Annotated in this window: 24 protein-coding genes, 2 pseudogenes and 1 riboswitch; of the genes and pseudogenes, 14 read left to right on the top strand and 12 right to left on the bottom strand. The window is 53.5% G+C overall.

The features are described 5' to 3' along the window. Positions 1–80: 80 nt before the first annotated feature. Positions 81–989: a uridine diphosphate-N-acetylglucosamine-binding protein YvcK gene (gene yvcK / locus ACQ29O_RS14800; protein ID WP_001246038.1), complete on the bottom strand. Its 909-nt coding sequence runs from the start codon at positions 987–989 to the stop codon at positions 81–83. 264 nt (positions 990–1,253) lie between these two features. Beyond that, positions 1,254–1,398, top strand: a riboswitch (molybdenum cofactor riboswitch). On the opposite strand from yvcK, the gene moaA reads away from it, so the two are divergent. The 9 genes from moaA (at position 1,386) to ACQ29O_RS14755 (ending at position 6,893) form a co-directional block, all read left to right on the top strand. After that, positions 1,386–2,375, top strand: a complete 990-nt coding sequence (gene moaA, locus ACQ29O_RS14795) for a GTP 3',8-cyclase MoaA (protein WP_000168181.1) — start codon at positions 1,386–1,388, stop codon at positions 2,373–2,375. Its footprint overlaps the riboswitch before it by 13 nt. Before the next feature lie 21 nt (positions 2,376–2,396). After that, entirely contained in the window at positions 2,397–2,909 is a 513-nt protein-coding gene (moaB, locus tag ACQ29O_RS14790) for a molybdenum cofactor biosynthesis protein B (RefSeq protein ID WP_000084604.1), read from the top strand. Positions 2,910–2,911: 2 nt separating this feature from the next. Beyond that, positions 2,912–3,397, top strand: coding sequence for a cyclic pyranopterin monophosphate synthase MoaC (gene moaC / locus ACQ29O_RS14785; RefSeq protein WP_000080897.1), 486 nt, complete (start codon positions 2,912–2,914; stop codon positions 3,395–3,397). Then, complete coding sequence (gene moaD, locus ACQ29O_RS14780) at positions 3,390–3,635, top strand: molybdopterin synthase sulfur carrier subunit (protein WP_020937061.1); 246 nt, start codon at positions 3,390–3,392, stop codon at positions 3,633–3,635. Before moaC ends, moaD begins: the two co-directional genes overlap by 8 nt. Position 3,636: 1 nt before the next feature. Then, positions 3,637–4,089 (top strand): molybdopterin synthase catalytic subunit MoaE, encoded by a 453-nt coding sequence (gene moaE, locus ACQ29O_RS14775; protein WP_001209387.1) that lies wholly within the window; start codon positions 3,637–3,639, stop codon positions 4,087–4,089. Between the two features lie 47 nt (positions 4,090–4,136). After that, entirely contained in the window at positions 4,137–4,841 is a 705-nt protein-coding gene (locus tag ACQ29O_RS14770) for a Bax inhibitor-1/YccA family protein (protein ID WP_000373611.1), read from the top strand. Between the two features lie 144 nt (positions 4,842–4,985). Beyond that, positions 4,986–5,693 carry a Bax inhibitor-1 family protein gene (locus ACQ29O_RS14765; protein WP_000529059.1) on the top strand — a complete coding sequence of 236 codons (708 nt, stop codon included), beginning with the start codon at positions 4,986–4,988 and terminating at the stop codon, positions 5,691–5,693. A 23-nt stretch (positions 5,694–5,716) separates the two neighbouring features. Then, entirely contained in the window at positions 5,717–6,325 is a 609-nt protein-coding gene (locus tag ACQ29O_RS14760; protein WP_001574057.1) for a hypothetical protein, read from the top strand. Positions 6,326–6,332: 7 nt separating this feature from the next. Beyond that, on the top strand, positions 6,333–6,893 hold the full coding sequence (locus ACQ29O_RS14755; protein ID WP_001052197.1) for a hypothetical protein: 561 nt from the start codon (positions 6,333–6,335) through the stop codon (positions 6,891–6,893). A 2-nt stretch (positions 6,894–6,895) separates the two neighbouring features. On the opposite strand, the gene ACQ29O_RS14750 is transcribed toward ACQ29O_RS14755, so the two are convergent. From ACQ29O_RS14750 to ACQ29O_RS14740, 3 genes and pseudogenes are all read right to left on the bottom strand, one after another. Beyond that, entirely contained in the window at positions 6,896–7,858 is a 963-nt protein-coding gene (locus ACQ29O_RS14750) for a lysylphosphatidylglycerol synthase transmembrane domain-containing protein (protein WP_001129817.1), read from the bottom strand. Next, positions 7,858–9,099 (bottom strand): annotated as a pseudogene (clsB, locus tag ACQ29O_RS14745) (cardiolipin synthase ClsB). The gene ACQ29O_RS14750 and the pseudogene clsB overlap by 1 nt, the downstream one beginning before the upstream one ends. Then, positions 9,096–9,854: an endonuclease/exonuclease/phosphatase family protein gene (locus ACQ29O_RS14740; RefSeq protein WP_000192040.1), complete on the bottom strand. Its 759-nt coding sequence runs from the start codon at positions 9,852–9,854 to the stop codon at positions 9,096–9,098. Before ACQ29O_RS14740 ends, clsB begins: the two are co-directional and overlap by 4 nt. Positions 9,855–9,986: 132 nt before the next feature. Here ACQ29O_RS14740 and ACQ29O_RS14735 point away from each other — a divergent pair, with 132 nt between their 5' ends. After that, positions 9,987–10,397 (top strand): YbhQ family protein, encoded by a 411-nt coding sequence (locus ACQ29O_RS14735; RefSeq protein ID WP_000871970.1) that lies wholly within the window; start codon positions 9,987–9,989, stop codon positions 10,395–10,397. Here the strand turns inward: ACQ29O_RS14735 and ACQ29O_RS14730 are convergent. The 5 genes from ACQ29O_RS14730 to cecR form a co-directional block, all read right to left on the bottom strand. Beyond that, positions 10,359–11,465, bottom strand: a complete 1,107-nt coding sequence (locus tag ACQ29O_RS14730) for an ABC transporter permease (protein WP_000469050.1) — start codon at positions 11,463–11,465, stop codon at positions 10,359–10,361. The two genes, ACQ29O_RS14735 and ACQ29O_RS14730, sit on opposite strands and share 39 nt — an antisense overlap. 115 nt (positions 11,466–11,580) lie before the next feature. Further along, positions 11,581–12,711 (bottom strand): ABC transporter permease, encoded by a 1,131-nt coding sequence (locus tag ACQ29O_RS14725; protein ID WP_000045765.1) that lies wholly within the window; start codon positions 12,709–12,711, stop codon positions 11,581–11,583. Continuing rightward, positions 12,704–14,440: an ATP-binding cassette domain-containing protein gene (locus ACQ29O_RS14720; protein ID WP_001287614.1), complete on the bottom strand. Its 1,737-nt coding sequence runs from the start codon at positions 14,438–14,440 to the stop codon at positions 12,704–12,706. The genes ACQ29O_RS14725 and ACQ29O_RS14720 overlap by 8 nt, the downstream gene beginning before the upstream one ends. After that, positions 14,433–15,428 (bottom strand): secretion protein HlyD, encoded by a 996-nt coding sequence (gene hlyD / locus ACQ29O_RS14715; protein ID WP_000743437.1) that lies wholly within the window; start codon positions 15,426–15,428, stop codon positions 14,433–14,435. The genes ACQ29O_RS14720 and hlyD overlap by 8 nt, the downstream gene beginning before the upstream one ends. Continuing rightward, complete coding sequence (cecR, locus tag ACQ29O_RS14710) at positions 15,428–16,102, bottom strand: transcriptional regulator CecR (protein ID WP_001025254.1); 675 nt, start codon at positions 16,100–16,102, stop codon at positions 15,428–15,430. Before cecR ends, hlyD begins: the two co-directional genes overlap by 1 nt. A 229-nt stretch (positions 16,103–16,331) precedes the next feature. Between cecR and rhlE the strand changes: the two genes are divergently transcribed. The 3 genes and pseudogenes from rhlE (at position 16,332) to ybiB (ending at position 21,049) form a co-directional block, all read left to right on the top strand. Further along, positions 16,332–17,693, top strand: coding sequence for an ATP-dependent RNA helicase RhlE (gene rhlE, locus ACQ29O_RS14705; protein ID WP_000007067.1), 1,362 nt, complete (start codon positions 16,332–16,334; stop codon positions 17,691–17,693). A 207-nt stretch (positions 17,694–17,900) separates the two neighbouring features. Further along, positions 17,901–20,045, top strand: a pseudogene (dinG, locus tag ACQ29O_RS14700) (ATP-dependent DNA helicase DinG). Between the two features lie 29 nt (positions 20,046–20,074). Continuing rightward, the gene (ybiB, locus tag ACQ29O_RS14695) at positions 20,075–21,049 is read left to right on the top strand and encodes a DNA-binding protein YbiB (RefSeq protein WP_020937059.1); all 975 of its coding nucleotides are present in this window, start codon (positions 20,075–20,077) and stop codon (positions 21,047–21,049) included. Positions 21,050–21,204: 155 nt separating this feature from the next. Here ybiB and ybiJ read toward each other — a convergent pair whose 3' ends face one another. Together ybiJ and ACQ29O_RS14685 are read right to left on the bottom strand one after the other, a co-directional pair. After that, positions 21,205–21,465, bottom strand: coding sequence for a DUF1471 family protein YbiJ (gene ybiJ, locus ACQ29O_RS14690; RefSeq protein ID WP_000849090.1), 261 nt, complete (start codon positions 21,463–21,465; stop codon positions 21,205–21,207). A gap of 284 nt (positions 21,466–21,749) precedes the next feature. Beyond that, on the bottom strand, positions 21,750–22,016 hold the full coding sequence (locus ACQ29O_RS14685) for a DksA/TraR family C4-type zinc finger protein (protein ID WP_000146332.1): 267 nt from the start codon (positions 22,014–22,016) through the stop codon (positions 21,750–21,752). A 204-nt stretch (positions 22,017–22,220) separates the two neighbouring features. Between ACQ29O_RS14685 and rlmF the strand changes: the two genes are divergently transcribed. After that, positions 22,221–23,147 (top strand): 23S rRNA (adenine(1618)-N(6))-methyltransferase RlmF, encoded by a 927-nt coding sequence (gene rlmF, locus ACQ29O_RS14680; protein ID WP_001275962.1) that lies wholly within the window; start codon positions 22,221–22,223, stop codon positions 23,145–23,147. Here the strand turns inward: rlmF and ybiO are convergent. Then, positions 23,144–25,366, bottom strand: a complete 2,223-nt coding sequence (gene ybiO, locus ACQ29O_RS14675; protein ID WP_001267707.1) for a mechanosensitive channel protein — start codon at positions 25,364–25,366, stop codon at positions 23,144–23,146. The two genes, rlmF and ybiO, sit on opposite strands and share 4 nt — an antisense overlap. Between the last annotated feature and the right edge of the window lie 22 nt (positions 25,367–25,388).

The following is a 25,388-nucleotide window of genomic DNA, read 5'->3' as shown; positions in this document are numbered from 1 at the left end:
TTATCAGAAGAGGGAGAGAGCCTGTTTACCCTTCGGTGTAAACAGGCTTCTGATAAGCGCAGCGTCGTCGGTAAACGGGCTTAACCCAACGCCTGTAGCGCTTTTTCCAGCGCATTATGTAATAACTGACGATCGTGGCGATAGGGGATATCGCTGGCCTCCAGCACTTCCTGAATCACCAGCCGATCGTTCACCGCACTGACGTCAACTCGCGGCCCAACCACTACTGCGTCAATGACTTTTTTGCCAATATATTGCTCCATCATTGCCAGCTTATCGACCAGCGTTAAACTGGCGGCGGGCAGACTCAGTTCGCGACCCAGATTGCCGATATACACCATTGGCGCTGGGGTGCGCCGCAGCGCCTGCGCCAGTTCATCCAGCAGCAGGCAAGGCATCAGGCTAGTATAAAAACTGCCAGGGCCAATCAGAATCAGATCCGCGTCATTAATGGCCTGTACCGCTTCCCGCGTCGCCGGAACGTTCGGCGTTAACATGATCTCCTGCGGCGGCGTCGCTAACTGATCGATATTCACCTCGCCGTAAATCTCATGCCCCTGTTCGTCAATCGCCATCAGATCTACCGGTAGCTCCGACATCGGGATCAGCTGCGCGTCCACTTTAAGCAGATTACGAATTAAATTAATCGCTTCCAGAGGCCGCACGCTCAGGTGATCTAACGCCTTTAACATCAAATTTCCGAGGTTATGACCAGAAAGTTCGCCATTACCGCCAAAACGATACTCAAACATAGCGGACGCGACGCTAGGTTCGGTAATTAACTGATTCAGACAGTTGCGCATATCGCCCCAGGCGATCCCGCCTTCCGAGCGGCGAATACGGCCAGTTGACCCCCCGTTATCTGTGGTAGTCACAATGCCGGTCAGGCGCGAACCTAATGAAGAAAGCGAGGAGAGGACGCGTCCTAATCCATGCCCTCCGCCGAGGGCAACGACACGATCAAGGTCAGCCAGCGTACGATTGCGCATAAAAATTCCTGAAGTCAAATAAGCAGCGCTACAGTAGCGCAAGTCGCGGGTTTTCAGCAATTAGCCGACCGGCTAAAAGACAATTAATTATTCCCGACTACCCCTTTATAGCGAGGGCGTTACCACGGCTAAATGATATATATCAATGTAAAAGTGTGATTTTCACGTATTCTGTCGCTAAATAGCACGATCATATCGCTATGCATATGTTTATATAGCGAAAGCGTGATGGCGAAATTGTCATTTACACGCTAGTATCGGCGTAACCACAGTAAACACTCTAGCCTCTGCACCTGGGTCATTTTTGATACGGTGCTTTGGCCGTGACAACGTTTAACGTTTGCCACCAGGGCGCAGGAAGAAATGACTCCGCCTCCCGTATTTGGAAAGGTGTACATGGCTTCACAACTTACCGATGCTTTCGCGCGTAAGTTTTACTACTTGCGTTTGTCGATTACCGATGTGTGTAACTTTCGTTGCACCTACTGTCTGCCGGATGGCTACAAACCTGGCGGCGTCACTAACAACGGTTTCCTTACCGTCGATGAAATTCGTCGCGTTACGCGCGCTTTTGCCAGTCTTGGCACGGAGAAGGTGCGTCTTACCGGCGGCGAGCCTTCATTACGCCGCGATTTTACCGACATCATTGCCGCCGTGGGTGAAAATGATGCTATTCGCCAGATCGCGGTGACCACTAACGGTTATCGACTGGCGCGCGATGCCGCGAACTGGCGCGAAGCGGGGCTGACGGGCGTCAATGTTAGCGTGGATAGTCTGGATGCGCGTCAGTTCCATGCGATTACCGGTCAGGACAAATTCCGCCAGGTGATGGCGGGCATCGATGCCGCCTTTGACGCCGGTTTCGAAAAGGTGAAAGTCAACACCGTGCTGATGCGCGACGTGAATCACCATCAGTTGGATACCTTCCTTGCCTGGATTCAGCCTCGCCCCATTCAGCTACGCTTCATTGAACTTATGGAGACGGGCGAGGGGAGCGATCTCTTCCGCAAACATCATATTTCGGGTCAGGTATTACGCGACGAGCTGATTAAGCGCGGTTGGATCCACCAGCTCCGCCAGCGCAGCGATGGCCCGGCGCAGGTTTTTTGTCATCCCGATTACGCCGGTGAGATCGGCCTCATTATGCCGTATGAAAAAGATTTCTGCGCCACCTGTAACCGCCTGCGTGTTTCGTCCGTCGGTAAGCTGCATTTATGTCTGTTTGGCGACGGCGGCGTGAGTTTACGCGACCTGTTACAGGATGACGCGCAGCAATACGCGCTTGAGAAACGTATTTCCGACGCGTTGCGGGAGAAAAAGCAGACCCATTTCCTTCACCAGAGCAATACTGGTATTACGCAAAATTTATCTTACATTGGCGGTTAATCCTTAATAAGGAGATTTCAGATGAGTCAGGTCAGCGCTGAATTTATCCCGACCCGCATCGCTATTCTTACTGTTTCCAGCCGACGCGGCGAAGAAGACGACACCTCCGGTCATTATCTGCGTGATTCGGCGCAGGAGGCCGGGCATGAAGTGGTGGCGAAAGCCATCGTTAAAGAGAACCGTTACGCGATTCGCGCCCAGGTTTCCGCCTGGATCGCCAGTGATGAGGTGCAGGTCGTATTGATAACTGGCGGGACCGGTTTGACCGAAGGCGATCAGGCGCCGGAAGCGCTGTTGCCGCTGTTCGATCGTGAAGTGGAAGGATTTGGCGAAGTGTTTCGCATGCTCTCGTTTGAAGAGATCGGCACCGCAACTCTGCAGTCGCGCGCGGTAGCTGGCGTGGCGAATAACACCTTGATTTTCGCCATGCCGGGCTCCACAAAAGCGTGCAGAACCGCATGGGAGAATATCATTGCGCCGCAGCTGGATGCCCGTACACGCCCATGTAATTTTCACCCTCATTTAAAGAAATAACGATGTCGCAATTAACCCATATAAACGCCGCAGGCGAAGCGCACATGGTGGACGTTTCCGCGAAAGCGGAAACCGTTCGTGAAGCGCGTGCGGAAGCATTCGTTACCATGCGTAGTGAAACGCTGGCGATGATTGTTGATGGCAAACACCACAAGGGCGATGTTTTCGCCACCGCCCGAATTGCCGGTATTCAGGCCGCCAAACGCACCTGGGAGCTGATCCCGCTGTGCCACCCGCTACTGCTAAGTAAAGTGGAGATTCAGCTTCAGGCCGAGCCGGAGTATAACCGCGTGCGTATTGAGTCTCTGTGCCGTCTGACCGGTAAAACCGGCGTCGAAATGGAAGCGTTAACCGCGGCGTCCGTCGCGGCGTTAACCATCTACGACATGTGCAAAGCGGTACAAAAAGATATGGTAATTGGTCCGGTGCGCCTGCTGGCGAAAAGCGGCGGCAAATCGGGGGATTTTAAGGTGGATGCGCATGATTAAGGTGCTTTTCTTCGCCCTGGTTCGCGAGCTTACAGGAACTGATGCGCTGGATCTTCTAGCAGATTTTTCCACCGTTGAGTCGCTGCGACAGCATCTGGCGACAAAGAGCGATCGTTGGGCGCTGGCGCTGGAAGACGGTAAGCTGTTGGCGGCGGTCAACCAGACGCTGGTAAGTTTTGACCATCCGCTGACGGCGGGCGATGAAGTGGCGTTTTTCCCGCCAGTCACGGGGGGCTAACATGCGTGAAACGCGAATTGTAGTCGGCCCTGCGCCGTTTAGCGTCGGGGAGGAATATTCCTGGCTGGCGGCGCGCGACGAAGACGGCGCGGTCGTCACCTTTACCGGAAAAGTGCGCAATCATAACCTGGGCGATAGCGTTAAGGCGCTGACGCTGGAGCATTATCCCGGCATGACTGAGAAAGCTCTGGCGGAGATCGTCGTTGAGGCACGTTCCCGCTGGCCGCTGGGGCGGGTCACGGTGATTCATCGCGTTGGCGAATTATGGCCGGGCGATGAGATTGTGTTTGTCGGCGTCACCAGCGCGCACCGCAGTAGCGCGTTCGACGCCGGTCAGTTCATTATGGATTATCTGAAAACCCGTGCGCCGTTCTGGAAGCGTGAAGCCACGCCGGAAGGCGATCGCTGGGTCGAAGCGCGCGACAGCGACCAGCAGTTGGCGAAACGTTGGTAGCAGAATGTGATACGCTTTAGGGTATCATTTCCACACAGGAGTTCATCATGGACAGATTTCCACGATCTGATTCAATAGTGCAGGCGCGGTCCGGCCTGCAGACCTATATGGCGCAAGTGTATGGCTGGATGACGGTCGGACTGTTACTGACCGCGTTTATCGCGTGGTATGCGGCTAATACGCCAGCCGTCATGATGTTTGTCTTTTCCAGTAAGATCACTTTCTTTGGCTTAATTATTGCCCAGCTTGCGCTGGTGTTTGTTCTGTCGGGACTGGTGCATAAACTTAGCGCCGGAATGGCGACGACGCTGTTTATGCTCTATTCGGCGCTAACCGGATTGACGTTATCCAGTATTTTTATCGTTTACACCTACTCCTCTATCGCCAGCACGTTTGTGGTGACGGGGGGAATGTTTGGCGCCATGAGCCTGTACGGGTACACCACTAAACGCGATCTTAGCGGTTTCGGCAATATGCTGTTTATGGCGCTTATTGGTATCGTTCTGGCGTCGCTGGTCAATTTCTGGCTGAAGAGTGAAGCGCTGATGTGGGCGGTAACCTATATCGGGGTGGTGGTGTTTGTCGGTCTGACAGCCTATGACACGCAGAAACTGAAAAATATCGGCGAGCAAATAGATACCCGCGATAGCGCTAATCTGCGTAAATATTCGATTCTCGGCGCGTTAACGCTGTACCTGGACTTTATCAACCTGTTCCTGATGTTACTGCGTATTTTTGGTAATCGCCGCTAATTATAGCGATCTCTTAAAATCCTGGCCTTGCGCCAGGATTTTTTTAGGACTATATTTAGGGCGAAACAGCATAAATATCTTAGAAATGTTTTCCTGCGCTTGCCATTCTTATCACGTGATCATGTGAAGAGTGATAAATGACAAGTGGGACCTCTGGCTGCAATACGTATACGGCAAATAGCATTTATTCCCGCGACAATGTTATCCCTTACCTATTGGTATACTGCGTTGGGACTATGGTGTACCGCCGGCATTATATGGTTAACGTTGTATACTCATTTTTTGATAACCCACGTTCAACCTGTTGTTGTTTTGTGGATATCAGCACTTTTGCTTGGTCTGGGGTATGGGGCCGTTACCTGTCTTTCCCGCTTTGGCACTGTTGTCGCAACGTTGATATATATTGCCATCATTACGCTTACCGGCGTGTCATTAGCTTACCTTTTCTCAAGTGGCGCGACCATTTTCGTGATTGTTGGAATCATGTTTAGTCTTAATGCCTTATTTATTTTCTACCTGAATATCAGTTCTGGTCTATTCAGGCTGTTAATCTTCATGGCGGTAAGCGGGATCATCGCTGCGATAGTTGTCAATAGCCTGGTGGCCAGCAGCACTATGGTCTGGATAGTCAGTATGCTGACGGTATTGGTATGGACATTGATTACAGCACTAGAAAAATCGACACTTCATGGTTATGCCCGCATGTTATATCACAGCAAGTTTTCATCCCTGTCTCGTTGCACTTTATTTGGCGCGCTGACGCTTTACCTTGGCATTATTAATGCTGTGGTTACGCTGTGTCGTTATATCATTTTGATGATTCTGGAAATACTATTATCTTTCAGGCCGTAGGCGTTGCAGGTTTTTTATTCAGGTTGGTGATGATGGGTATAATGAGTAAATTATGTGGCAAACAATTTTGGTTAGCGTTTTGTGAAGCTAAAGACGTCACTCGCGCCATTAAAAATGGCGGCGAGGATTTTAATAAGAAATGCCCGCCAGCGCTGATTTCTCATTTCATTACCGGATTTTCATGGGAACATTCATTACCTAATCCTGCGCCTGTTTGCGCGTTTAGTTTTATGCTTCTTGTGGGAGGTGTGTGCAGTGCGCATTTTGTTTTTGATAAGTTTATCCTGTATTGGCCACTAAATATAATTATTTATTTTGGCAGTGCTATAGGTATGATGCTATGTGTTATGGCTGAGGTATGGCTTATTGCCAAAGGTTTTATCCTGGGGTTGCGCCTCTGCGTTTTACTGTTTTTATTAAATATTATGCTCTGTGGTACTGGATTATTTGACGTGTTGTGCCATCAAAATAGCGAACTAAAGAGTGATCTGGTTATCGCGATTATTATGGTTGTGCTTTGCCGCTGGGTGATGAATGGCGAAACGTTTACGATGATGATTCGTTTCTGCCTGGGGCGTCGATTAGTGCGAGTCGCATTACAAAAATATCTCACCTCACAGACAAGGAAATGATAAGCCCATGAACCTGATGACGTGGCTAACAGGAAAAACACTGGCGGAGCTGGTGAAAAAAGGGCAGTTGATCCCGCCAGAAATTAAGTTACCTGTGTATCCGGCCAGCCACTACAAAAAAAACTGGTATGAACAAGGTATTCCTCACGGAGGCGTTATTGGGCTTACGGCGATTATGATGACCATGACATGGATCGTCAGTATAAACATGGTTATTGCGCAGTTTGAGCTGCACAATAAAAAGCATCTGGAGCTGGTCTTCTTCCTGGCCGTGGGCTATATCGCTTTTCTTACCCCGTCAAATCAGCTCCTGCTTAAAGGAAGAATGAGCGGGGTCATTATTTACCGCTATGCGCTATTACTGGCCATTATTTCCGTTACGTTGGCAACGTTCTGTACCCTGTCATCAGTATTCATGGGTGAGTTTAACGAAGTGCTCCTGCTGCTGTTTAGCTGGTCATTGCTGCTTTTTTCCCGCTTACAGATGAATACGTCTTTTTTCTCAGCATATGTTTATTTTTACCGGATAAAACGCGTTGTGCTGGAAAGCGAAAACGCGTCTGCTTAAATTCATTTCGCCATCGCCCGCTCGTTTTTCGCCCGCAGCTTCTTCGCCCGGCTCTCCAGGATCAGATAGCACACCAGCGCCAGCAACAGGGGAATAAAATAGTAAAGCACACGGTACGCGAGCAGGGCGGCGATAATCGTGCCTTGCGACGTATGTTCGCCCGCCAGCAACGCGAGGAATACGGCCTCCAGCACGCCGATGCCTGCCGGAATATGCACGATGACGCCCGCGATACTGCTCACCAGCAGTACGCCCAGCACAAAGAAATAGTTCACATCCTGACCCATCAGCAGCCAGATGATGGCGCCCATCGCCATCCAGTTCGCGCTGGAGATCGCCATCTGCGCCAGCGCGAATTTCCATGACGGCAGCACCAGTTTCTGTCCTTTAATCGTCATATGCCGCCGCTTCGCAAAGGCGCAAAACCACAGATAGACCGCGATAATCAACAATAAAACGATACCGAGAATTCGTAGCGTGCCTTCATCGATATACCAGTGGTCGGGAAGCTGGACAATGCCGAAGGTAAAAATGATGCCGCCAAGCAGAATATAGCCCAGCCAGTTAGTGGTAATGCTGAGTGAGAAAATACGCGTGATAGTACTGCCGGGCAACCCGAGGCGAGAGTACAGTCGGTAACGCATCCCGATCCCGCCGACCCAGGTGCTGAGCGTCAGGTTAAAGGCATAGCAGACGAACGATACCAACATCACCTGTCGCTTCGCCAGTTTATGGCCGCAATAAAGCCGTCCAAGCAGGTCGTAGCAGCCGTACAGAAGATAGCTAACGATCACCAGTCCTACAGCGCTTAAAAGCGCCGTGCGGTTATAGTCGCGGATGACGGTCCAGACATCGCCCCAGTCGACCTTTTTAGCATAAACCACCAGCAGAACGACGACCGCAATAAAAAACAGCCAAGTCAGCACTTTTTTAGCCAGCCGCCAGCGCGGATGCGATTTAGCCATTAGGGCTTCACTCCTGTATTTTCTGGATCAACGCGATCCTGGGTTTCCATTTCCGGCTGGGCAGGCGGGGGAACCTGCGCCAGATGCGGGGTATGCGCAGGTAGTCAGCCGACCAGCGCCGGGAAATGACGTAAAAAGTGGAACGCCAGCACGCTTTTGGTCAGGTTCCACCAGGTGCGTTTCGGCAGCATAGACTCATCGACCTGCTTACAATCATTCACGATGATGCCTTGTAAATTATCGCGCAGGGTCTGGTTAAAGGTACGATCGTGAATGATCAGGTTAGCTTCAAGGTTAAGCGACAGGCTGAGCGGATCGAGATTACTCGACCCTACCGTGGCCCAGTGATCGTCCATCAGCGCCACTTTGCCATGCAGCGGACGGCGTCGGTATTCATAAACCTGCACACCGCCCTTCACCAGATAGTTATAGAGCAACCGCGCGCCGACTTTGACTATCGGCATGTCTGGTTCCCCCTGGACAATCAGTTTTACGCTCACGCCACGGCGGGCGGCTTTACGCATTGCGTGGAGCAAGCGATAGCCGGGGAAAAAATAGGCGTTAGCGATAATCACCTCACGCTTTGCCTGGGTCAGCATTTTCAGATAATGACGTTCGATATCGTCGCGGTGCTCTTCGTTATCTCGCCAGACAAACAGCGCCTGCGCTTCGCCGGGGTGGCGGTTTTCTTCGGCCTGATGATGGCGCTTCCACCAGCGGCGCGCGGGGCTTTGCCCCGGCAGATTCTCGACTTCGAATTGCAGGATATCGGCCACTACAGGCCCTTCGACCCGTACCGCGTAGTCTTGTTTCGCCTGCGGGCCGTAATCCGACATATGTTCGGCGGAGTAGTTAATGCCGCCGACAAAGGCAATACGATCATCAATCACCACAATTTTGCGGTGCATTCGGCGGAAGATATTGGTTCGCAACCCCAGTAGACGCGGGCGGGGGTCGTAATAGCGAAAAATCACGCCCGCTGAGGTCAATTCGCCGACAAACGCGTCGCTGAGATCGGGAGAGCCGTAGCCGTCGAGTAATACTTCGGCTTTTACGCCGCGCTGTGCGGCTTTTAGCAGAGCGGCATGGAGCTTTTTACCCACCTCATCTTCAAACAAGATAAAGGTTTCCAGAATGATTTTTTGCTGTGCCTGAGCGATAGCCTCAAACACGGCAGGATAGAACTGGTCGCCGTTTTCCAGTAGCTGAATTTGATTACCTTCACGCCAGCCGCATTTCATAGATGGATCTCCGCGCTAAGGGGGGCATGGTCTGATAAATGTCGCCAGTTCCGCAGCGGTAGCGCCGTAGGAGAACTGGCGTTCGCATTCTTGACGTAAATACGATCGAGTCGCAGCAGCGGCATACTCACCGGGAATGTGCGCGCCGGTCGGCCATGGGTACGGGTGAATATCTCCTCCAGCCCGGCCGCGTTTAACGGCGGGCCGGCCTTTTGCCGCCAGTCATTAAAGTCTCCGGCCACCAGCACCGGTTCTGATTCCGGCAAGGCATTCACCCATCCCGCCAGCATGGTTAACTGCGCCTGGCGGTGGCTCTCCCGCAGGCCGAGATGTACGCACATGACGTGGATAGGGCGGTTGAGCATGGGCGGCGTAATGCGGCAATAGAGCACGCCGCGTTTTTCGCTACCGCCGACCGAGACGTCGCGATTTTCATAATGTTCAATGGGATAGCGAGAAAGAACCGCGTTACCGTGGTGGCCTTCCGGATAGACCGCATTGCGGCCATAGGCGAAATCGCTCCACATGGTGTCGGCCAAAAATTCATAGTGGGTAGTGTCCGGCCAGTTTTCGATATGCAGCGGATGTACTTCATGCGCGCCCATTACTTCTTGCAGACAGACGATATCGGCGCCGACCGTTCTGACGGCGTCGCGTAGCTCCGGCAGGATGAAGCGTTTATTAAAGGCGGTAAAACCTTTGTGCGTATTAATTGTGAGCACTTTGAATGAAAAATTTCGCGTGTGTTGAGTCATTTTCTTCCTGTCCGCGTCACTATCCTGATTGAAATAGTGTAGTCGTCGTCACAAAAAGATGCGGTCTTACGGAATTTTCCGTAAAGTTCGGTACTCTGAATAATGAGAGAAAAATGCTTCAGGAGAAAAGCCATGAAGTGGCAACAACGCGTTCGTGTCGCAACCGGCCTCGGTTGTTGGCAGATTATGTTGCATTTACTGGTAGTGGCGATGCTGGTAATAGGCTGGATGAGCGGCACATTAGTGCGCGTCGGCCTGGGATTATGCGTGCTTTATGGCGTGACGGTACTGCTGATGCTGGCGTTGCAGCGCCATCATGAGCAACGCTGGCGCGATGTGGCGGATGTGCTGGAAGAGCTGACTACCACCTGGTACTTCGGCACCGCGCTGATTGTCCTCTGGCTGCTATCCCGCGTATTGCAAAACAATGTCTTGCTGGCGCTGGCGGGGCTGGCTATCCTGGCCGGGCCCGCCGTGGTCTCGCTACTGGCGAAAGATAAAAAGCTACATCACTTTGCGTCTAAACATCGCATACGCCGCTGAACCCGTGGTGGCCGCTATCACCAGTAGCGGCCACAAACTTCCCCAGACAATCCCCAGACTCGCATCCTTAAGATAAATTTGCTTGGTAATATCAGTAAAGTGGCGGATAGGATTTATCCACGTCAGGTTTTGCAGCCAGACTGGCATATTTTCCACCGGCGAGACATAACCCGAGAGCAAAATCGCCGGCATCATAAAGACAAAGACGCCGATAAACGCCTGCTGTTGCGTGGCGCAAAGCGATGATATCAGCAAGCCAAAGCCTACCAGCGACAGCCCGTAAATCACCATCGTGAAATAAAACAGCGCTAACGAACCGGCGAAGGGAATTTGGTATGCCCAAATGCCGATAGCCAGCACGATCGTGGCCTGGAAGGTCGCGACAATCAGCGCCGGCACCGCTTTACCAACGAAAATCTGCCAGGTGGTGAGCGGAGAGACCAGCAGCTGATCCAGAGTGCCTTGTTCACGCTCGCGGGCGACGGACAGCGAAGTGACGATCATCACGCCGATAGTGGTGATCATGGCGATCAGCGAGGGCACCACAAACCACTTGTAGTCCAGATTCGGGTTATACCAGTTGCGTACCACCAGTTCGCTATTGTTGGGCTTTGGCTTGCCGTCCATCAATGTCTGCTGATACTCCTTGACGATCTGTTGCAGATAATTGGCGGCGATTTGCGCGCTATTGGAGTTACGTCCATCAAGAATGAGTTGCATCGGCGCAGGCTGGAAGGTATCCAGATTCCGCGAGAAATCCGCCGGGAAGCGCACCAGCAGCAGCGCTTTTTGCGTATCAATAGTCGGCTGGATCTCCTGCGGACTGTTCAGCAATAGCACATGGGTAAACGCTTTCGCGCGGGCAAAGCGCTGGGTAAGTTCTACCGAATGTTTGCCATTATCTTCGTTATAGATGGCGATAGTCGCGTTAGTGACTTCAAGCGTCGCGGCGAACGGAAACAGGATGACCTGAATCAGCACCGGCAGAATCAGGATCGCGCGCGTTTGCGGTTCGCGTAAAAGCGATTGCAGTTCTTTGCGAATTAACGTCCATAAGCGATGAAACATGTCCGTCCTCTCAGTCCAGTTTGTAGGCCTGATAAGCAAAGCGCATCAGGCATAATGCCGGATGGCGGCGTGAACGCCTTATCCGGCCTACGACGACAATTATCCATACACATATTTAATCCAGTCGTCGTTTGGTTTTTAGCCACGTCAGGCCAATAAACATCACCGCCGAGGCGATTAAAAACAGTACGTTAACGCCTAACACGACCGGAATATTGCCGGCCAGAAACAGACTTTGCAGGGTGCTGACAAAATAGCGCGCCGGAATAATATAGGTCACCGCGCGGATCACCGCAGGCATACTGTCTATCTGGAAGATAAATCCGGACAGCATAATCGAGGGCAAAAAGGCGGCGTTCAGCGCCACCTGCGCGGCGTTAAACTGGTTGCGAGTGATGGTGGAAATCAACAGCCCCATCCCCAGCGTACTCAGTAAAAACAGACTGGTGATGATAAACAGAATCACCAGCGAACCGCGATACGGCACGCCGAGAATAAACACCGATACCAGCATACAGAGCAGCATCGCCAGCATACCGAGAAAGTAATAGGGAATAAGCTTACACAGCAGCAGTTCAACACGCGTCACTTCGGTTGAGAGCAGCGCCTCCATCGTGCCGCGCTCCCATTCGCGGGCAACGACCAGCGAGGTGAGGATTGCGCCAATTACCGTCATGATAATGGTCACCGCCCCGGGAATGATAAAATGCTGACTGATCGCCGCCGGGTTAAACCAGTAGCGCGTCTGGACGTCGATGAGCGGTTCAAAGGTGTCGCCGCGATCTTCCGCCCGCTGCTGTTGCCAGATTTGCCAGATGCCTTCCACATAACCCTGAACGAAGTTGGCGGTGTTTGGCTCGCTGCCGTCGGTAATCACCTGAATTGGCGCGCTGTCACCGTCGCGCGCCATTTGCTGCGCGAAATCCACCGGAATCACCACCAGTCCGCGAATGCGTCCGGCCTGCATTTTTTCAATTAATTCATGGCGGTTATCGCTAATGGTCGCGTCGATATAGGGTGAACCGGTCATCGCATGAGTGAAATCCAGCGCCTCCTGGCTTTGTTGTTCAAGCAGAATCCCCACCCGCAGCTTGCTGGAGTCGAGGTTAATACCGTAACCAAAAATAAACAGCAACAGCAGCGGGATCACCACCGCAATCAGCCAGCTACTGGGATCGCGCACGATCTGGCGCGTCTCTTTGACGCACAACGCACGCACGCGGCGCCAGGAGAGAGACTTACTCATGCGTATGCTCCTTATCCCAGTCATTGATGAGAGTGATAAAGGCCTGCTCCATCGTCGGATCGGCCTGTTGCTCATCGGCGGCCTGCGCTTTGAGATCGTCCGGCGTACCGCTGGCGATAAGCTTCCCGCGATAAACCAGTCCGATGCGATCGCAATATTCCGCCTCATCCATAAAGTGGGTCGTCACCATTACCGTGACCCCTTTTTCCACCATGCTATTAATATGCAGCCAAAATTCACGGCGGGTGAGGGGATCAACCCCGGACGTTGGTTCATCAAGGAATAAAATATCCGGTTCGTGCATCAGCGAGCAGGCCAGCGCCAGTCGCTGTTTAAAGCCCAGCGGCAGCGCATCGGTGGGATGCGACGCGATGCTTTTCAGACCAAACGCTTCACTCATGCGCTGAATTTTTTCATTTTGCGCGCGGCCCCGCAAACCGTAGACGCCGGAGAAAAAACGCAGGTTCTGCTCAACCGTCAGGTTGCCGTAAAGCGAAAATTTTTGCGCCATATAGCCCAGATGCTGACGGGCTTTGCCGGAGCTGACTTTCAGGTCCATATCCAGCACCAGCGCCTTGCCGGACGTCGGCACCAGCAGGCCGCACATCATTTTAAAGGTGGTTGATTTACCCGCGCCGTTCGGGCCGAGCAGGCCAAAAATCTCGCCGCGTTGTACGACGAAATTAACATGGTCCGTGACCGCGAAATCGCCAAATTTTTTCGTCAGTTCCTGCGCTTCAATCACCGTTTCGCCGGCAGTGCCTTCAACCGTATGCAGGATTGAACCCAGCGGAGACTCCGAGGTTCCCGCTCCGCCAAGCAGATCGATAAACGCATCTTCGAAGCGCGGCGCGGTCTCATTGAGGGTGATTTCCGGCATTCCTTCGGCCTGACGAATATCTGCTGCGGTCGCCTCTTTTTTCAGGATCAGGCGTACCGAACGCCCCTGAATCATGCCGTCGCTCACCTGCGGCAGTCTGAGCGCTCTCTGTAGTAACTTACGGTTGTTTTCCTGTGGACTGCTCATCAGAAAGCTACGACCGGCCATCGTTTGCGTCAGCGCTTTAGGTTCGCCCTGATAGAGCAGCTCGCCTTCATTCATCAGCAGCACATCGCGGCACTGTTCGGCTTCATCCAGATAGGAGGTGCTCCATAAAATCAGCATCCCGTCGCCCGCCAGTTCGTGGACCATTTGCCACAACTCGCGCCGTGAAATCGGGTCAACGCCAACGCCCGGTTCATCCAACAGCAGCACTTTCGGTTCGCCGACCAGCGTACAGGCCAGCCCCAGTTTTTGCTTCATCCCGCCGGACAATTTTCCTGCCAGACGGCCAGTGAAAGGGCCGAGGGCGGTAAACTCCAACAAACGGGCAAAGGTCTTTTCCCGTATCTCGCCGGTAACGCTGCGTAAATCGGCATAGAGATTAAGGTTCTCCATGACGGTAAGATCTTCATACAGACCGAATTTCTGCGGCATATAGCCCAGAACCGCGTGCAGCTCGCTGTCGTTTTGTATCGGGTCGAAGCCCAATACTGACGCGTTGCCGCCATCGGCTTTGAGCAGGCCCGCCAGCATACGCATCAGCGTGGTTTTTCCTGCGCCGTCCGGCCCTACCAGCCCGGTGACATAACCGGAATGAATGGTACAGTCGAGCGGCGCGACGGCGGGTTTATCCATTCCCGCAAAGCGCTTCGTCAGACCGTGCAGCGTAATAACGGCCTCACTCATGCCGTGCCTCGTCATTAAATTTCACCGTGACTGGCATCCCCTGGCGTAACGCATCGTCCGCATCGGTGACGATAATGCGCAGGCGATAGACGAGATCGGTACGCAGATCCGGCGTTTCGACGGTTTTCGGCGTAAATTCCGCGGTGGGCGAAACGAAACCAATCTTGCCGTGGTAAGGTTTGTCAGGACGACCGTCGGTATACAACAGAATGTCGCGCCCCGGTTGCGTCTGACTGAGGTTGCGTTCATCGACATAGGCGCGCACCCAGACGGGGCGGGTCAGCGAGAGCGTTAATACCGTGCTGCCGGCGCTCAGCATACTGCCAGGCTCGACCGCGCGGGTGAGCAAGGTTCCGTTGGCAGGCGCGATAAGCGTGGTGTCCTGCAAATCAAGCTGCGCCTGCGCCAGTTGGGCCTTTGCCTGTTCTAGGCTGGCTTTCGCCTGGGCGATATCCTGTTCACGATTACCGGTACGGTACTGGCTCAGTTTATCCTGCGCGGACTTCAGCGTCGCCTGCGCCTGATCGCGCGATGAGCGGGCGTTTTCCAGATCGTTAGCGGAAATGGTGCGGCTTTTCCACAAACCTTGCTGACGGTTATAAAAGTTTTGCGCGTAGTCATAGGCGGCTTGCGCCTGTCTGACGGCGGCGGCGGCCTGGGCTATCTCTTCATCGCGATAGCCTGCCAGCATCAAATCATATTGCGCCTGCGCGACCGACACGCCAGCTTTCGCCTGCATTAGCGCGTTTTCGTATGGCGCGTGATCCAGTTCGCCGAGCACCTGTCCGGCTTTGATAGTATCGCCTTCATCAACATTCAGCGACGCCAGCCTGCCGCCGACGCGAAAGCTGATATTGACGGTACGGATATCGACATTACCGTATAGCGTCAGCCCATCGTCCTGCCGACTTTGATACCACCAGGTTCCACCGGCAATCACAGCGACGATCGCTGCGATTGCCAGTCCGATAACGACAGGTTTTTTCATCAGTCCAGACTCCTTTGCGTTAAACCGTGCAGAATAAGATCGATGTGGCAGGTTACCGTCTGGTAAATCAGCTCCGCTTTTTCTTCATCAAACTGCGGCCAGCCGGTACGTAACAGAATAGTTTCTTTGCCGAGACGAAACGCCAGTACTTCTCCCAGTAAGGCATGGGTATGCAAAATCATGCGCGTATCATTGGCGTCGCAGCCGGTATAAGCGGCAACCAATCTTGTCAGATGGGTGTGCAACGGATCGATAACCTGTTCATGGACCAATTGATAGGCCGACGTGGGAGAGAGCTGCTCGCGTGAAATAAATTTGCTCAGGTTAACGGTGTCTTCCTGCGTCAGCAGCATAATCATGTTCTTGCAGGCGAGCAGAATGAGCTCGCGTATGGCGTCCCGGTCAGGGGCAGGCTGGCTAAACAGACGCTCCGCTTTTTCAGCATGGGGGCGAAATTTTTCGCCAAGAAAATCGGCAATCCACTGGGCGCAGGCGAGGTATAAATCCTCTTTTGAGCCGAAATAGTAAGTAATGGCGGCAATATTTTGCCCCGCCAGCGCAGCGATATCGCGCGTGGTAGCATGGAGGCCATACTCGCCAAACTGCGCCAGCGCGGCGGCAATGAGCTGACTTTTCGCCTGCTCGCCCTTGGTGGTCGTAGTGGGAATATTCATCACACGCCCTAAGTCTTAATCAATCGATTGATTAAGACTATGACTCATAATGGTACTTGTCCAGTGTGGTCGATTAATTTGTCTTTGCTACCTTCCGGGATAATTTATGCGCCGCATCACAAAAACTGCTACACTCCGCCCCTTCATGACATTGTGGTTTTTGTCATTCCAAATTTGAGCATCTCCCTGAAAACTACACCGGCAACGGTCGGGGCGGTCCGGAGTAGTTATGTCTTTTGATTCCCTGGGATTAAACCCTGATATCCTGCGCGCCATTGCCGAGCAGGGTTACCGTGAACCTACCCCTATTCAGCAACAGGCGATTCCCGCCGTGCTGGAAGGCCGCGATCTGATGGCCAGCGCCCAGACCGGAACCGGTAAAACGGCGGGTTTTACCCTGCCATTATTGCAGCATCTGATTACCCATCAGCCGCACGCTAAAGGTCGTCGCCCGGTGCGCGCGTTGATCCTCACGCCAACCCGCGAGCTGGCGGCGCAAATTGGCGAAAACGTCAGAGATTACAGTAAATATCTCAACATTCGCTCGCTGGTGGTATTTGGCGGCGTAAGCATCAATCCGCAGATGATGAAACTGCGCGGCGGCGTGGATGTGCTGGTGGCGACGCCGGGACGTCTGCTCGACCTGGAACATCAAAATGCCGTGAAGCTGGATCAGATTGAGATTCTGGTACTGGATGAAGCCGACCGTATGCTGGATATGGGCTTCATTCACGACATTCGTCGCGTGCTGGCGAAACTGCCGGCGAAGCGTCAGAATCTGCTGTTCTCCGCCACGTTCTCTGACGACATCAAAGCGCTCGCCGAAAAGCTGTTGCGCAACCCGCTGGAAATCGAAGTGGCGCGCCGCAACACGGCCTCAGAGCAGGTAACGCAGCACGTGCACTTTGTCGATAAAAAACGCAAACGTGAACTGTTGTCGCAGATGATTGGCCAGGGCAACTGGCAGCAGGTGTTGGTCTTCACCCGCACCAAGCATGGCGCGAACCATCTGGCGGAACAGCTTAATAAAGACGGTATTCGCAGCGCGGCGATCCACGGTAATAAATCGCAGGGCGCACGTACCCGCGCGCTGGCCGATTTTAAATCCGGCGATATTCGCGTGCTGGTGGCGACGGATATTGCGGCGCGTGGTCTGGATATTGAAGAACTGCCGCACGTGGTCAACTATGAACTGCCGAACGTACCGGAAGATTATGTACACCGTATTGGCCGTACCGGTCGCGCGGCGGCAACTGGCGAGGCGCTGTCGCTGGTCTGTGTTGACGAGCATAAATTGTTGCGTGATATCGAAAAGTTGCTGAAAAAAGAGATCCCACGCATTACGACGCCGGGCTATGAGCCGGACCCGTCGATTAAAGCGGAGCCGATTCAGAACGGTCGTCAGCAGCGCGGCGGCGGCGGTCGTGGACGCGGACAAAATCAGGGGGGAGCGGGGCGCAGTCAGCAGCCGCGACGCCAGGATAGCGGGGCGGCGAAGGCGAAACCAAAACCGCGCACAGGCGAGGGGAAACCCGAGGGCGACAAAGCACGTCCGCCGCGTCGCCCGCGCAGAATCACGCCTGCCCAGTAAATTTTATCCGGCAACATGCCCGGTAGTGCGACGCTTACCGGGCCTACGGACTATGCAAATACGTAGGCCGGGTAAGGTGCTTGCACCGTCATCCGGCAAAATACACATCGCGTTGCGAGCCGCCTTCCAGAACCGGCAAAAAAGGTACTTCCCGCCCCTGAAATGTGCCACAATAGTGGCTGTTTATACAGTACTTCAGGTTTTCTCATGGCATTGACCGCTGCGCTGAAAGCGCAAATCGCCGCCTGGTATAAGGCGCTTCAGGACCAGATTCCCGACTTTATTCCCCGTGCGCCGCAGCGGCAGATGATTGCTGACGTCGCCAGAACGCTGGCCGGGGAAGAAGGGTGACATCTGGCTATTGAAGCGCCGACCGGCGTCGGGAAAACCCTCTCCTATCTTATTCCCGGTATCGCCATTGCCCGGGAAGAGCAAAAAACACTGGTGGTCAGTACCGCTAACGTGGCGTTACAGGATCAGATCTTTAGCAAAGATTTGCCGCTGCTACGAAAAATCATCCCCGATCTGCGCTTTACCGCCGCCTTTGGCCGCGGGCGTTACGTGTGTCCGCGAAACCTGGCGGCGCTCGCCAGTAGCGAGCCTACGCAGCAGGATCTGCTCGCCTTTCTTGATGACGAACTGACGCCTAACAACCAGGAAGAGCAAAAGCGCTGCGCCAGGCTGAAAGGGGATCTTGACGGTTACAAATGGGATGGTCTGCGGGATCATACCGACATTGCTATTGACGACGATCTGTGGCGGCGATTAAGTACCGATAAAGCCAGTTGTCTGAACCGCAACTGTCACTATTACCGCGAGTGTCCATTCTTTGTCGCCCGACGTGAAATACAGGAAGCGGAAGTCGTGGTGGCGAATCACGCGCTGGTAATGGCGGCGATGGAAAGTGAAGCCGTACTGCCGGAACCAAAGCATCTGCTGTTGGTACTGGATGAAGGTCATCATCTGCCCGATGTCGCTCGCGATGCGCTGGAGATGAGCGCGGAAATTACCGCCTCCTGGTATCGCTTGCAACTGGATCTGTTCAGCAAACTGGTGGCGACCTGCATGGAGCAGTTTCGCCCTAAAACCACGCCGCCGTTAGCGAACCCTGAGCGACTTAACGCCCATTGCGAGGAGGTGTACGAACTGATCGCCTCGCTCAATGCCATTCTTAATCTGTATATGCCCGCAGCGCAGGAGGCGGAGCACTGTTTTGCAATGGGCGAGTTGCCTGATGAGGTCATGGAAATCTGCCAGCGACTGGCGAAGCTGACCGAGACGCTGCGTGGGCTGGCGGAGTCCTTTCTCAACGATCTCAGCGAAAAAACCGGGTCGCACGATATTGTGCGTTTGCATCGGGTGATTTTACAGATGAACCGGGCGCTGGGAATGTTCGAGGCGCAAAGTAAATTATGGCGGCTGGCTTCGATGGCGCAGTCTTCAGGCGCGCCGGTGTCCAAATGGGCGACGCGTGAAATACGCGAAGGGCAACTCCACGTCTGGTTCCATTGTGTCGGTATCCGCGTCAGCGAGCAGCTGGAAAGATTGTTATGGCGCAGCGTACCGCACATTATTGTCACCTCGGCGACACTGCGCTCGCTCAATAGCTTTTCGCGCCTGCAGGAAATGAGCGGCTTAAAAGAAAAAGCCGGCGACCGCTTTGTGGCGCTGGATTCGCCGTTTAATCATGTGGAACAGGGGAAACTGGTGATTCCTCAAATGCGCTACGAACCCACCATTGATAACGAAGAGCAGCATATTGCCGAAATGGCGGCCTATTTTCGTGAGCAACTGGAGAGCAAAAAACATCATGGTATGCTGGTACTGTTCGCCAGCGGGCGGGCGATGCAGCGTTTTCTGGAGCATGTCGCTGATGTGCGCTTACTCCTCCTGGTCCAGGGCGACCAGCCGCGTTACCGGCTGGTGGAGCTACACCGTAAACGGGTGGAGAGCGGCGAACGCAGCGTGCTGGTTGGGCTTCAGTCTTTTGCCGAAGGGCTGGATCTTAAAGGCGAGCTGCTGACGCAGGTCCATATCCATAAAATTGCCTTCCCGCCGATCGACAGCCCGGTCGTGATCACCGAAGGCGAATGGCTAAAAAGCCTGAATCGTTATCCGTTTGAGGTACAAAGTTTACCAAGCGCGTCTTTTAATTTAATTCAGCAGGTAGGGCGATTGATCCGTAGCCATGCCTGTCGGGGAGAAGTGGTCATTTATGATAAGCGTTTGTTGACCAAAAACTACGGACAGCGTTTACTGAATGCCTTACCTGTTTTTCCGATAGAGCAGCCTGCCGTGCCAGACGTTATAGTAAAACCAAAAGCAAAACCTGCACGCCGCCGACGGCGTTAATGCTGTGAGCACACTTCAAGGAGCTTTCAATGGATTATCGCAAGATCATCAAAGAGATCGGGCGAGGTAAAAATCACGCCCGCGATCTGGATCTGGATACCGCGCGCGGTTTGTATACCCGAATGCTGAATGGCGACATCCCCGACCTGGAAATGGGCAGTATATTGATGGCGCTGCGTATTAAAGGCGAAGGCGAAGCCGAAATGCTGGGCTTTTATGAGGCCATGCAGAATCATACCATCAAACTGACACCGCCCGCAGATAGGCCGTTGCCGGTCGTTATTCCCAGCTATAACGGCGCGCGTAAACAGGCGAATTTAACGCCGCTGCTGGCTATCCTGCTGCATAAATTGGGCTTCCCAGTCGTAGTACACGGCGTCAGTGAAGATCCGACCCGCGTACTGACGGAAACTATATTTGAGCTGATGGGGATTATCCCCACCCTACACGGTGGACAAGCGCAGGCCAAACTGGACGGGCGCCAGCCGGTGTTTATCCCGGTGAGAGCGCTCTGCCCGCCGCTGGAAAAACAGCTGGCGATGCGCTGGCGGATGGGCGTGCGTAACAGCGCGCATTCACTGGCCAAGCTGGCGACGCCATTTGCTGAGGATGCCGCGCTGCGTTTATCAAGCGTTTCTCATCCTGAATATGTTCCGCGTGTGGCGACCTTTTTTAGCCGCATTGGCGGGCGGGCTTTGCTGATGCATGGTACCGAAGGCGAAGTCTATGCCAACCCGCAACGCTGTCCGCAAATCAGCCTGATTGATAGCCGCGGCGTGCAGGTACTGCATGAGCGTCAGAGCGACACGCACGACGAGCCGCTTTCACTGCCTGCGACCAAAGATCCTGAAATCACCGCGCGCTGGATTGAGCGCTGCCTTGCCGGCCATGAGCCGGTGCCGCAATCATTAAAAACGCAAATGGCCTGTTGTCTGGTTGCGACGAGAGAGGCGGCGACGTTAGAAGACGGGCTTGCGCGCGTCGAACAGGCTTTTAGCGAATAAAAAAAGCCCGTCCAGTGACGGACGGGCAAATAAGGGTAACAAACAGGGTTAATGAGGGTTGGAGCAGTGGGTCTGTTGGCAAACAGACGAGGGTAATACCCGTCAGAATTCAAACAACAGCGATGTTACAGCCTGAAATCTGGCGGGCAGGTAAATTATTTATAAATCACCGCAGTGCCGCTCATTTTATCATTACCCACGGCGGAGGTGATGTTATAAGCGCTTGCGCCAGCAGCGGCGGCTTTTTCAGCCAGTTTAGCTTCCAGGCCATCCAGCGTGGTGGCGCCATTGGCAGACACTACGCCGATTTTATGCAGGTTTTGCGTCTGAGACGCGCTAACCGGTTCTGCGGCAAAAGCGCCAAAAGAAAGGGTGGAAAGCGCGATGGCTGCAACAGCATATTTAATGGTTTTCATGATTAATCTCTCGCAGGTTATTCTGTTTATGGGACGATGTTCCGTCGATGTGATGAGTATCACGGTTTTTTGCGAAAGATAAAATCGAATAGAATTGACGGCCTTGCTCAAAATTTTTGAATGACAAATAACCTATTGATTATTAATTAATTCAACGGTGGAATTTACCGTTCTTGTCATCTGGCTTTACAGAGTCGAGGTTAACGGCACATTCTGCGACGCAAAACGCTAAAAAGCATGAGCGTAAAGGAATGGATGATACTGGCGGTTTCGGTAAAGAAAAGTCAGCGTAACTGGCTGTCTTTTGAACCTCTGCGATTATATCCTGAAAATGTTGCGTTATGTAAATCTTTCTCCTGCTGGCAGGATATGCATAACCGAACGCCCGGTACGGCTTTACGCCGCGCTTCAGGGATAGGGTCGCCGCACGATTCGCATTCATCGCGACTTTCGCCGTGGGGAAGTTCGCCGCGAGCGCGGGCAACGGCATCTTCAATGGTATTGTTGATTTGTTCATTCACTGCGTCGTCATTTGCCCAGCCGGATGCCATCACGCTCTCCTGATTTTAGGGTACCTGAGGTTAAGTGTAGCGCCGTCAGGTGAAAAAATCGCATCGCGCGATCTTTTCAGACCATGAGCAGAACCAATGTCATTCAGATATCCGATCAAACGAGCGAGGCAGGGAATTCGCGGTGGTATATTTACCCCGTGGCGTTATACGGGTATCTTACGCCGCTGCTAAAAGGAGAATGCCATGTCCGCCCAGAAACCGGGGTTACACCCGCGCAACCGCCACCAACACCGTTATGATCTCGCCGCACTGTGTCAGACCACGCCGGAATTGACGTCCTTTCTTATCCGCACGCCCGCCGGTGAACAGAGCGTTGATTTTGCTAATCCGCAAGCGGTAAAAGCGCTCAATAAGGCGTTGCTGGCGCATTTTTATGCCGTTACACACTGGGACATTCCGCCAGGGTTTTTATGTCCGCCGGTGCCTGGTCGTGCGGATTATATCCATCATCTGGCGGATCTGCTTGGCGAAACGACAGGGAGTATTCCGGCGCAGGCAACTATTCTGGACGTGGGGGTGGGCGCCAATTGTATTTATCCGCTTATCGGCGTACATGAATATGGCTGGCGATTTACCGGTAGTGAAGTCAGCGACGCAGCGATGTCCAGCGCGCAGGCTATCATTCAGGCTAATACGGGGTTAAGCCGCGCCATTCGTCTGCGTCGGCAAAAAGATCCGGCGGCCATTTTTACCGGTATTATTCATAAAAATGAATTTTATGACGCAACGCTTTGTAACCCGCCTTTTCACGACTCCGCCGCCGCAGCCCGCGCGGGCAGCGAGCGTAAGCGCCGCAATTTGGGGCAGAATAAAGATGATGCGCTGAACTTTGGCGGTCAACAGCAGGAGCTATGGTGTGAAGGCGGCGAAGTCGCCTTTATTAAAAAAATGATTGCTGAAAGCCAATCCTTCCGCCGTCAGGTGTTGTGGTTTACGACGTTGGTGTCGCGCGGCGAGAATTTACCACCGCTTTACCGGGCGTTGACGGAGGCTGGCGCGGTGAAAGTGGTGAAAAAAGAGATGGCCCAGGGGCAAAAGCAAAGCCGCTTTATCGCCTGGACCTTTATGGATGACGACCAGCGTCGCCGTTTTATCACCCGTAAACGCTAAATCGTCGGTTCGCGCGGCGGCAGTGAATCAGGCGGCGGGCCGCCGGCGGGGGCGGGCAGAACCTGATACGTTTGCACCGGCGCGCGCACATTAGCCAGATCAAAATGCTTTTTCACCTGGCTATCAAGGGCAAAACGCACCGTCCACTGCTTGAGCGGTAGGGTGGTGAACGATACGCGTAAAGTAAACGCCGTGTTCGTTAAACCGACAATACCGGCGAACGTGGGTTCGCCGATAATCAGCCCGCGAATATCCTCCGTCTCCATCAGCGCCGTTACCGCGTCTTTCAGCGCCTGATTCGCTTTATCCGCATCCTCATGGCGATCCACGTCATAGTTGGCGACAACTGAGCCGATACCGCGCACAAAGTTGGCGAAAGTGGTGATCGAGGACCACGGGATAATATGGTATGCCCCGGTATCCTGCCGCACGCCGACGGAACGAATCGACATTCTTTCGACCGTCCCCGTCAGCGGGCCTATGGTGACTAAGTCGCCGGTATTCATCCCGTTTTCAAACTGAATAAAGACGCCGGTAATAATATCTTTCACCAAGGTTTGCGAACCGAAAGAGATAGCCAGACCTAACGCCCCCGCGCCAGCCAGCAATGGCGCGATATTGACGCCGATTTCCGATAACACGATCATGATGGTTATGGTACTGATAATCACTGCCAGCGCATTGCGGAACAGCGTCAGCAGCGTGCGCGTGCGGGCGCTGGGTAGCGGGCGGCCATGAATATCGGAGGCCAGACGATTCTCAATCAGACTGGCGAGGATCGTCCATCCCACGGCGGAGAAGAATAAGATTAACGCGATACGGATAAGGATATCGACCATCTTTTCCCCCGCGCCATAATGTAGCCAGTGCCAGAAATCGAATAGCCCCCAGGCGTTGAGCAACAGCATAACGGCGACGCAGACGGTCAAAAAGCGTGCGACTTTTAGCGCTGAGGAGAGCCAGCCGTTAAGCCGCTTTTGTAATTCCGGGTAGTTGCGCTGCGTATGGGGCGACAGGGTGATGGTTTTCGCTATCCAGCGGGTAAACATACCGGAGATAAACGCGGCGATGCCAATAATCGCCAGACTGCGCACGGTCGCGCCCATCATAAACTTCAGGCTATTGCCTGGGTCGAATAACGAGAAGAAAAACAGCACGATAAAGTAAGCGCTGGCCAGCCAGTGCCACACCAGCGCAAAGGCGCGGATAAACAGGCTAAAAAAGGCTAATGATCGTTCCGCCAGACTTAATAAATGTTGCGTAATCTCCGCTTTGTTTTTAAAGATCAGGTACAGCGCCCAGATGGTGATGCAGAGCATGATCGCCACATTAGCCATCGAGCCAACCTGAACATTCACCTGGTTGGAAATAATCGGAACGGCAACAATCAGCCCGTAGCCAATCAAGCTGCTAAGGGAACTCATACGGCGATTCCAGTAACGCGCTGTCGCATCCTGAATCGCGAATGGGCGTAACTCCGGTACATTAGGGCAAAAAATAAGCCGCAGAATCGCTTTAAAGAACTCTATTAGCGCGAAGGCATTCAGGAACAGGCTTTGCTGAAAAGCGATAGTTCGACTTCCCGCATGGAAATTATCACTGAGCATCTGACCGATAAATAAGGTGAGCGCCAGTAGCAGGAGGTCGATAATAAACGCGCCGACGATCATCGCCGGGAGCTGTAACCAGTTGCTGCGTTCACGGTTTTTCTTGCGTGCCCACAGGCCCATTTTTCGATATAACGGCAGGGCGCAAAGCCGTATCACGCTATAAAAACCAAATACCGCGACGGCCAGAAATAAAAAGTGGGTTAACGCGTTGGTGAAGGTTTGCGAGTTAAACGGCTTGTGCGGCGCATCGGTGATGTTGCGATAAAGCTGGGCGAAACGGGTAGCGAAAGCATCGCCGTACTGACGGGTAACGGTGGTGACGTTCTCCAGTACCGTTTTCTCATCTTTGGCCGCAGGCGGCGCAAGCGCTGGCGCTGGCTCGGTCGGCGGCGTGGTTGAGGCTTCGCGGAGTTGCGCTATCAATTCGTTACGTGAAGCCTCGTTCTCCAGTACGTCAGCCAGGGCCGCATAGGCCGCTTTTTTTTGTTCAGGACTGGGCTCTGGCGCTGCTTGCTGGCTGGTTGATGTCCCCGTGGTCACGCCGGGTATGGCGACCGCATGGGCAGGTGCGCCCAGTAGACAAAAAAGGATGAACAGGGTCCACCGCATGACTCCTCCAGTGAGAAAAGAG

It is taken from the genome of Salmonella sp. GDC200615 (assembly GCF_050574145.1).
GTDB classification, from domain to species: domain Bacteria; phylum Pseudomonadota; class Gammaproteobacteria; order Enterobacterales; family Enterobacteriaceae; genus Salmonella; species Salmonella enterica.
Note: the sequence above shows the minus strand (reverse complement) of the source record. Positions and strands in the feature narration are given on the sequence as shown.

What these genes read in the sequence shown, in the direction of transcription:
- yvcK (WP_001246038.1), bottom strand. Translation starts at nt 989, where the DNA reads ATGCGCAATCGTACGCTGGCTGACCTTGATCGTGTCGTTGCCCTCGGC.
- moaA (WP_000168181.1), top strand. Translation starts at nt 1,386, where the DNA reads ATGGCTTCACAACTTACCGATGCTTTCGCGCGTAAGTTTTACTACTTG.
- moaB (WP_000084604.1), top strand. Translation starts at nt 2,397, where the DNA reads ATGAGTCAGGTCAGCGCTGAATTTATCCCGACCCGCATCGCTATTCTT.
- moaC (WP_000080897.1), top strand. Translation starts at nt 2,912, where the DNA reads ATGTCGCAATTAACCCATATAAACGCCGCAGGCGAAGCGCACATGGTG.
- moaD (WP_020937061.1), top strand. Translation starts at nt 3,390, where the DNA reads ATGATTAAGGTGCTTTTCTTCGCCCTGGTTCGCGAGCTTACAGGAACT.
- moaE (WP_001209387.1), top strand. Translation starts at nt 3,637, where the DNA reads ATGCGTGAAACGCGAATTGTAGTCGGCCCTGCGCCGTTTAGCGTCGGG.
- ACQ29O_RS14770 (WP_000373611.1), top strand. Translation starts at nt 4,137, where the DNA reads ATGGACAGATTTCCACGATCTGATTCAATAGTGCAGGCGCGGTCCGGC.
- ACQ29O_RS14755 (WP_001052197.1), top strand. Translation starts at nt 6,333, where the DNA reads ATGAACCTGATGACGTGGCTAACAGGAAAAACACTGGCGGAGCTGGTG.
- ACQ29O_RS14750 (WP_001129817.1), bottom strand. Translation starts at nt 7,858, where the DNA reads ATGGCTAAATCGCATCCGCGCTGGCGGCTGGCTAAAAAAGTGCTGACT.
- ACQ29O_RS14740 (WP_000192040.1), bottom strand. Translation starts at nt 9,854, where the DNA reads ATGACTCAACACACGCGAAATTTTTCATTCAAAGTGCTCACAATTAAT.
- ACQ29O_RS14735 (WP_000871970.1), top strand. Translation starts at nt 9,987, where the DNA reads ATGAAGTGGCAACAACGCGTTCGTGTCGCAACCGGCCTCGGTTGTTGG.
- ACQ29O_RS14730 (WP_000469050.1), bottom strand. Translation starts at nt 11,465, where the DNA reads ATGTTTCATCGCTTATGGACGTTAATTCGCAAAGAACTGCAATCGCTT.
- ACQ29O_RS14725 (WP_000045765.1), bottom strand. Translation starts at nt 12,711, where the DNA reads ATGAGTAAGTCTCTCTCCTGGCGCCGCGTGCGTGCGTTGTGCGTCAAA.
- ACQ29O_RS14720 (WP_001287614.1), bottom strand. Translation starts at nt 14,440, where the DNA reads ATGAGTGAGGCCGTTATTACGCTGCACGGTCTGACGAAGCGCTTTGCG.
- hlyD (WP_000743437.1), bottom strand. Translation starts at nt 15,428, where the DNA reads ATGAAAAAACCTGTCGTTATCGGACTGGCAATCGCAGCGATCGTCGCT.
- cecR (WP_001025254.1), bottom strand. Translation starts at nt 16,102, where the DNA reads ATGAATATTCCCACTACGACCACCAAGGGCGAGCAGGCGAAAAGTCAG.
- rhlE (WP_000007067.1), top strand. Translation starts at nt 16,332, where the DNA reads ATGTCTTTTGATTCCCTGGGATTAAACCCTGATATCCTGCGCGCCATT.
- ybiB (WP_020937059.1), top strand. Translation starts at nt 20,075, where the DNA reads ATGGATTATCGCAAGATCATCAAAGAGATCGGGCGAGGTAAAAATCAC.
- ybiJ (WP_000849090.1), bottom strand. Translation starts at nt 21,465, where the DNA reads ATGAAAACCATTAAATATGCTGTTGCAGCCATCGCGCTTTCCACCCTT.
- ACQ29O_RS14685 (WP_000146332.1), bottom strand. Translation starts at nt 22,016, where the DNA reads ATGGCATCCGGCTGGGCAAATGACGACGCAGTGAATGAACAAATCAAC.
- rlmF (WP_001275962.1), top strand. Translation starts at nt 22,221, where the DNA reads ATGTCCGCCCAGAAACCGGGGTTACACCCGCGCAACCGCCACCAACAC.
- ybiO (WP_001267707.1), bottom strand. Translation starts at nt 25,366, where the DNA reads ATGCGGTGGACCCTGTTCATCCTTTTTTGTCTACTGGGCGCACCTGCC.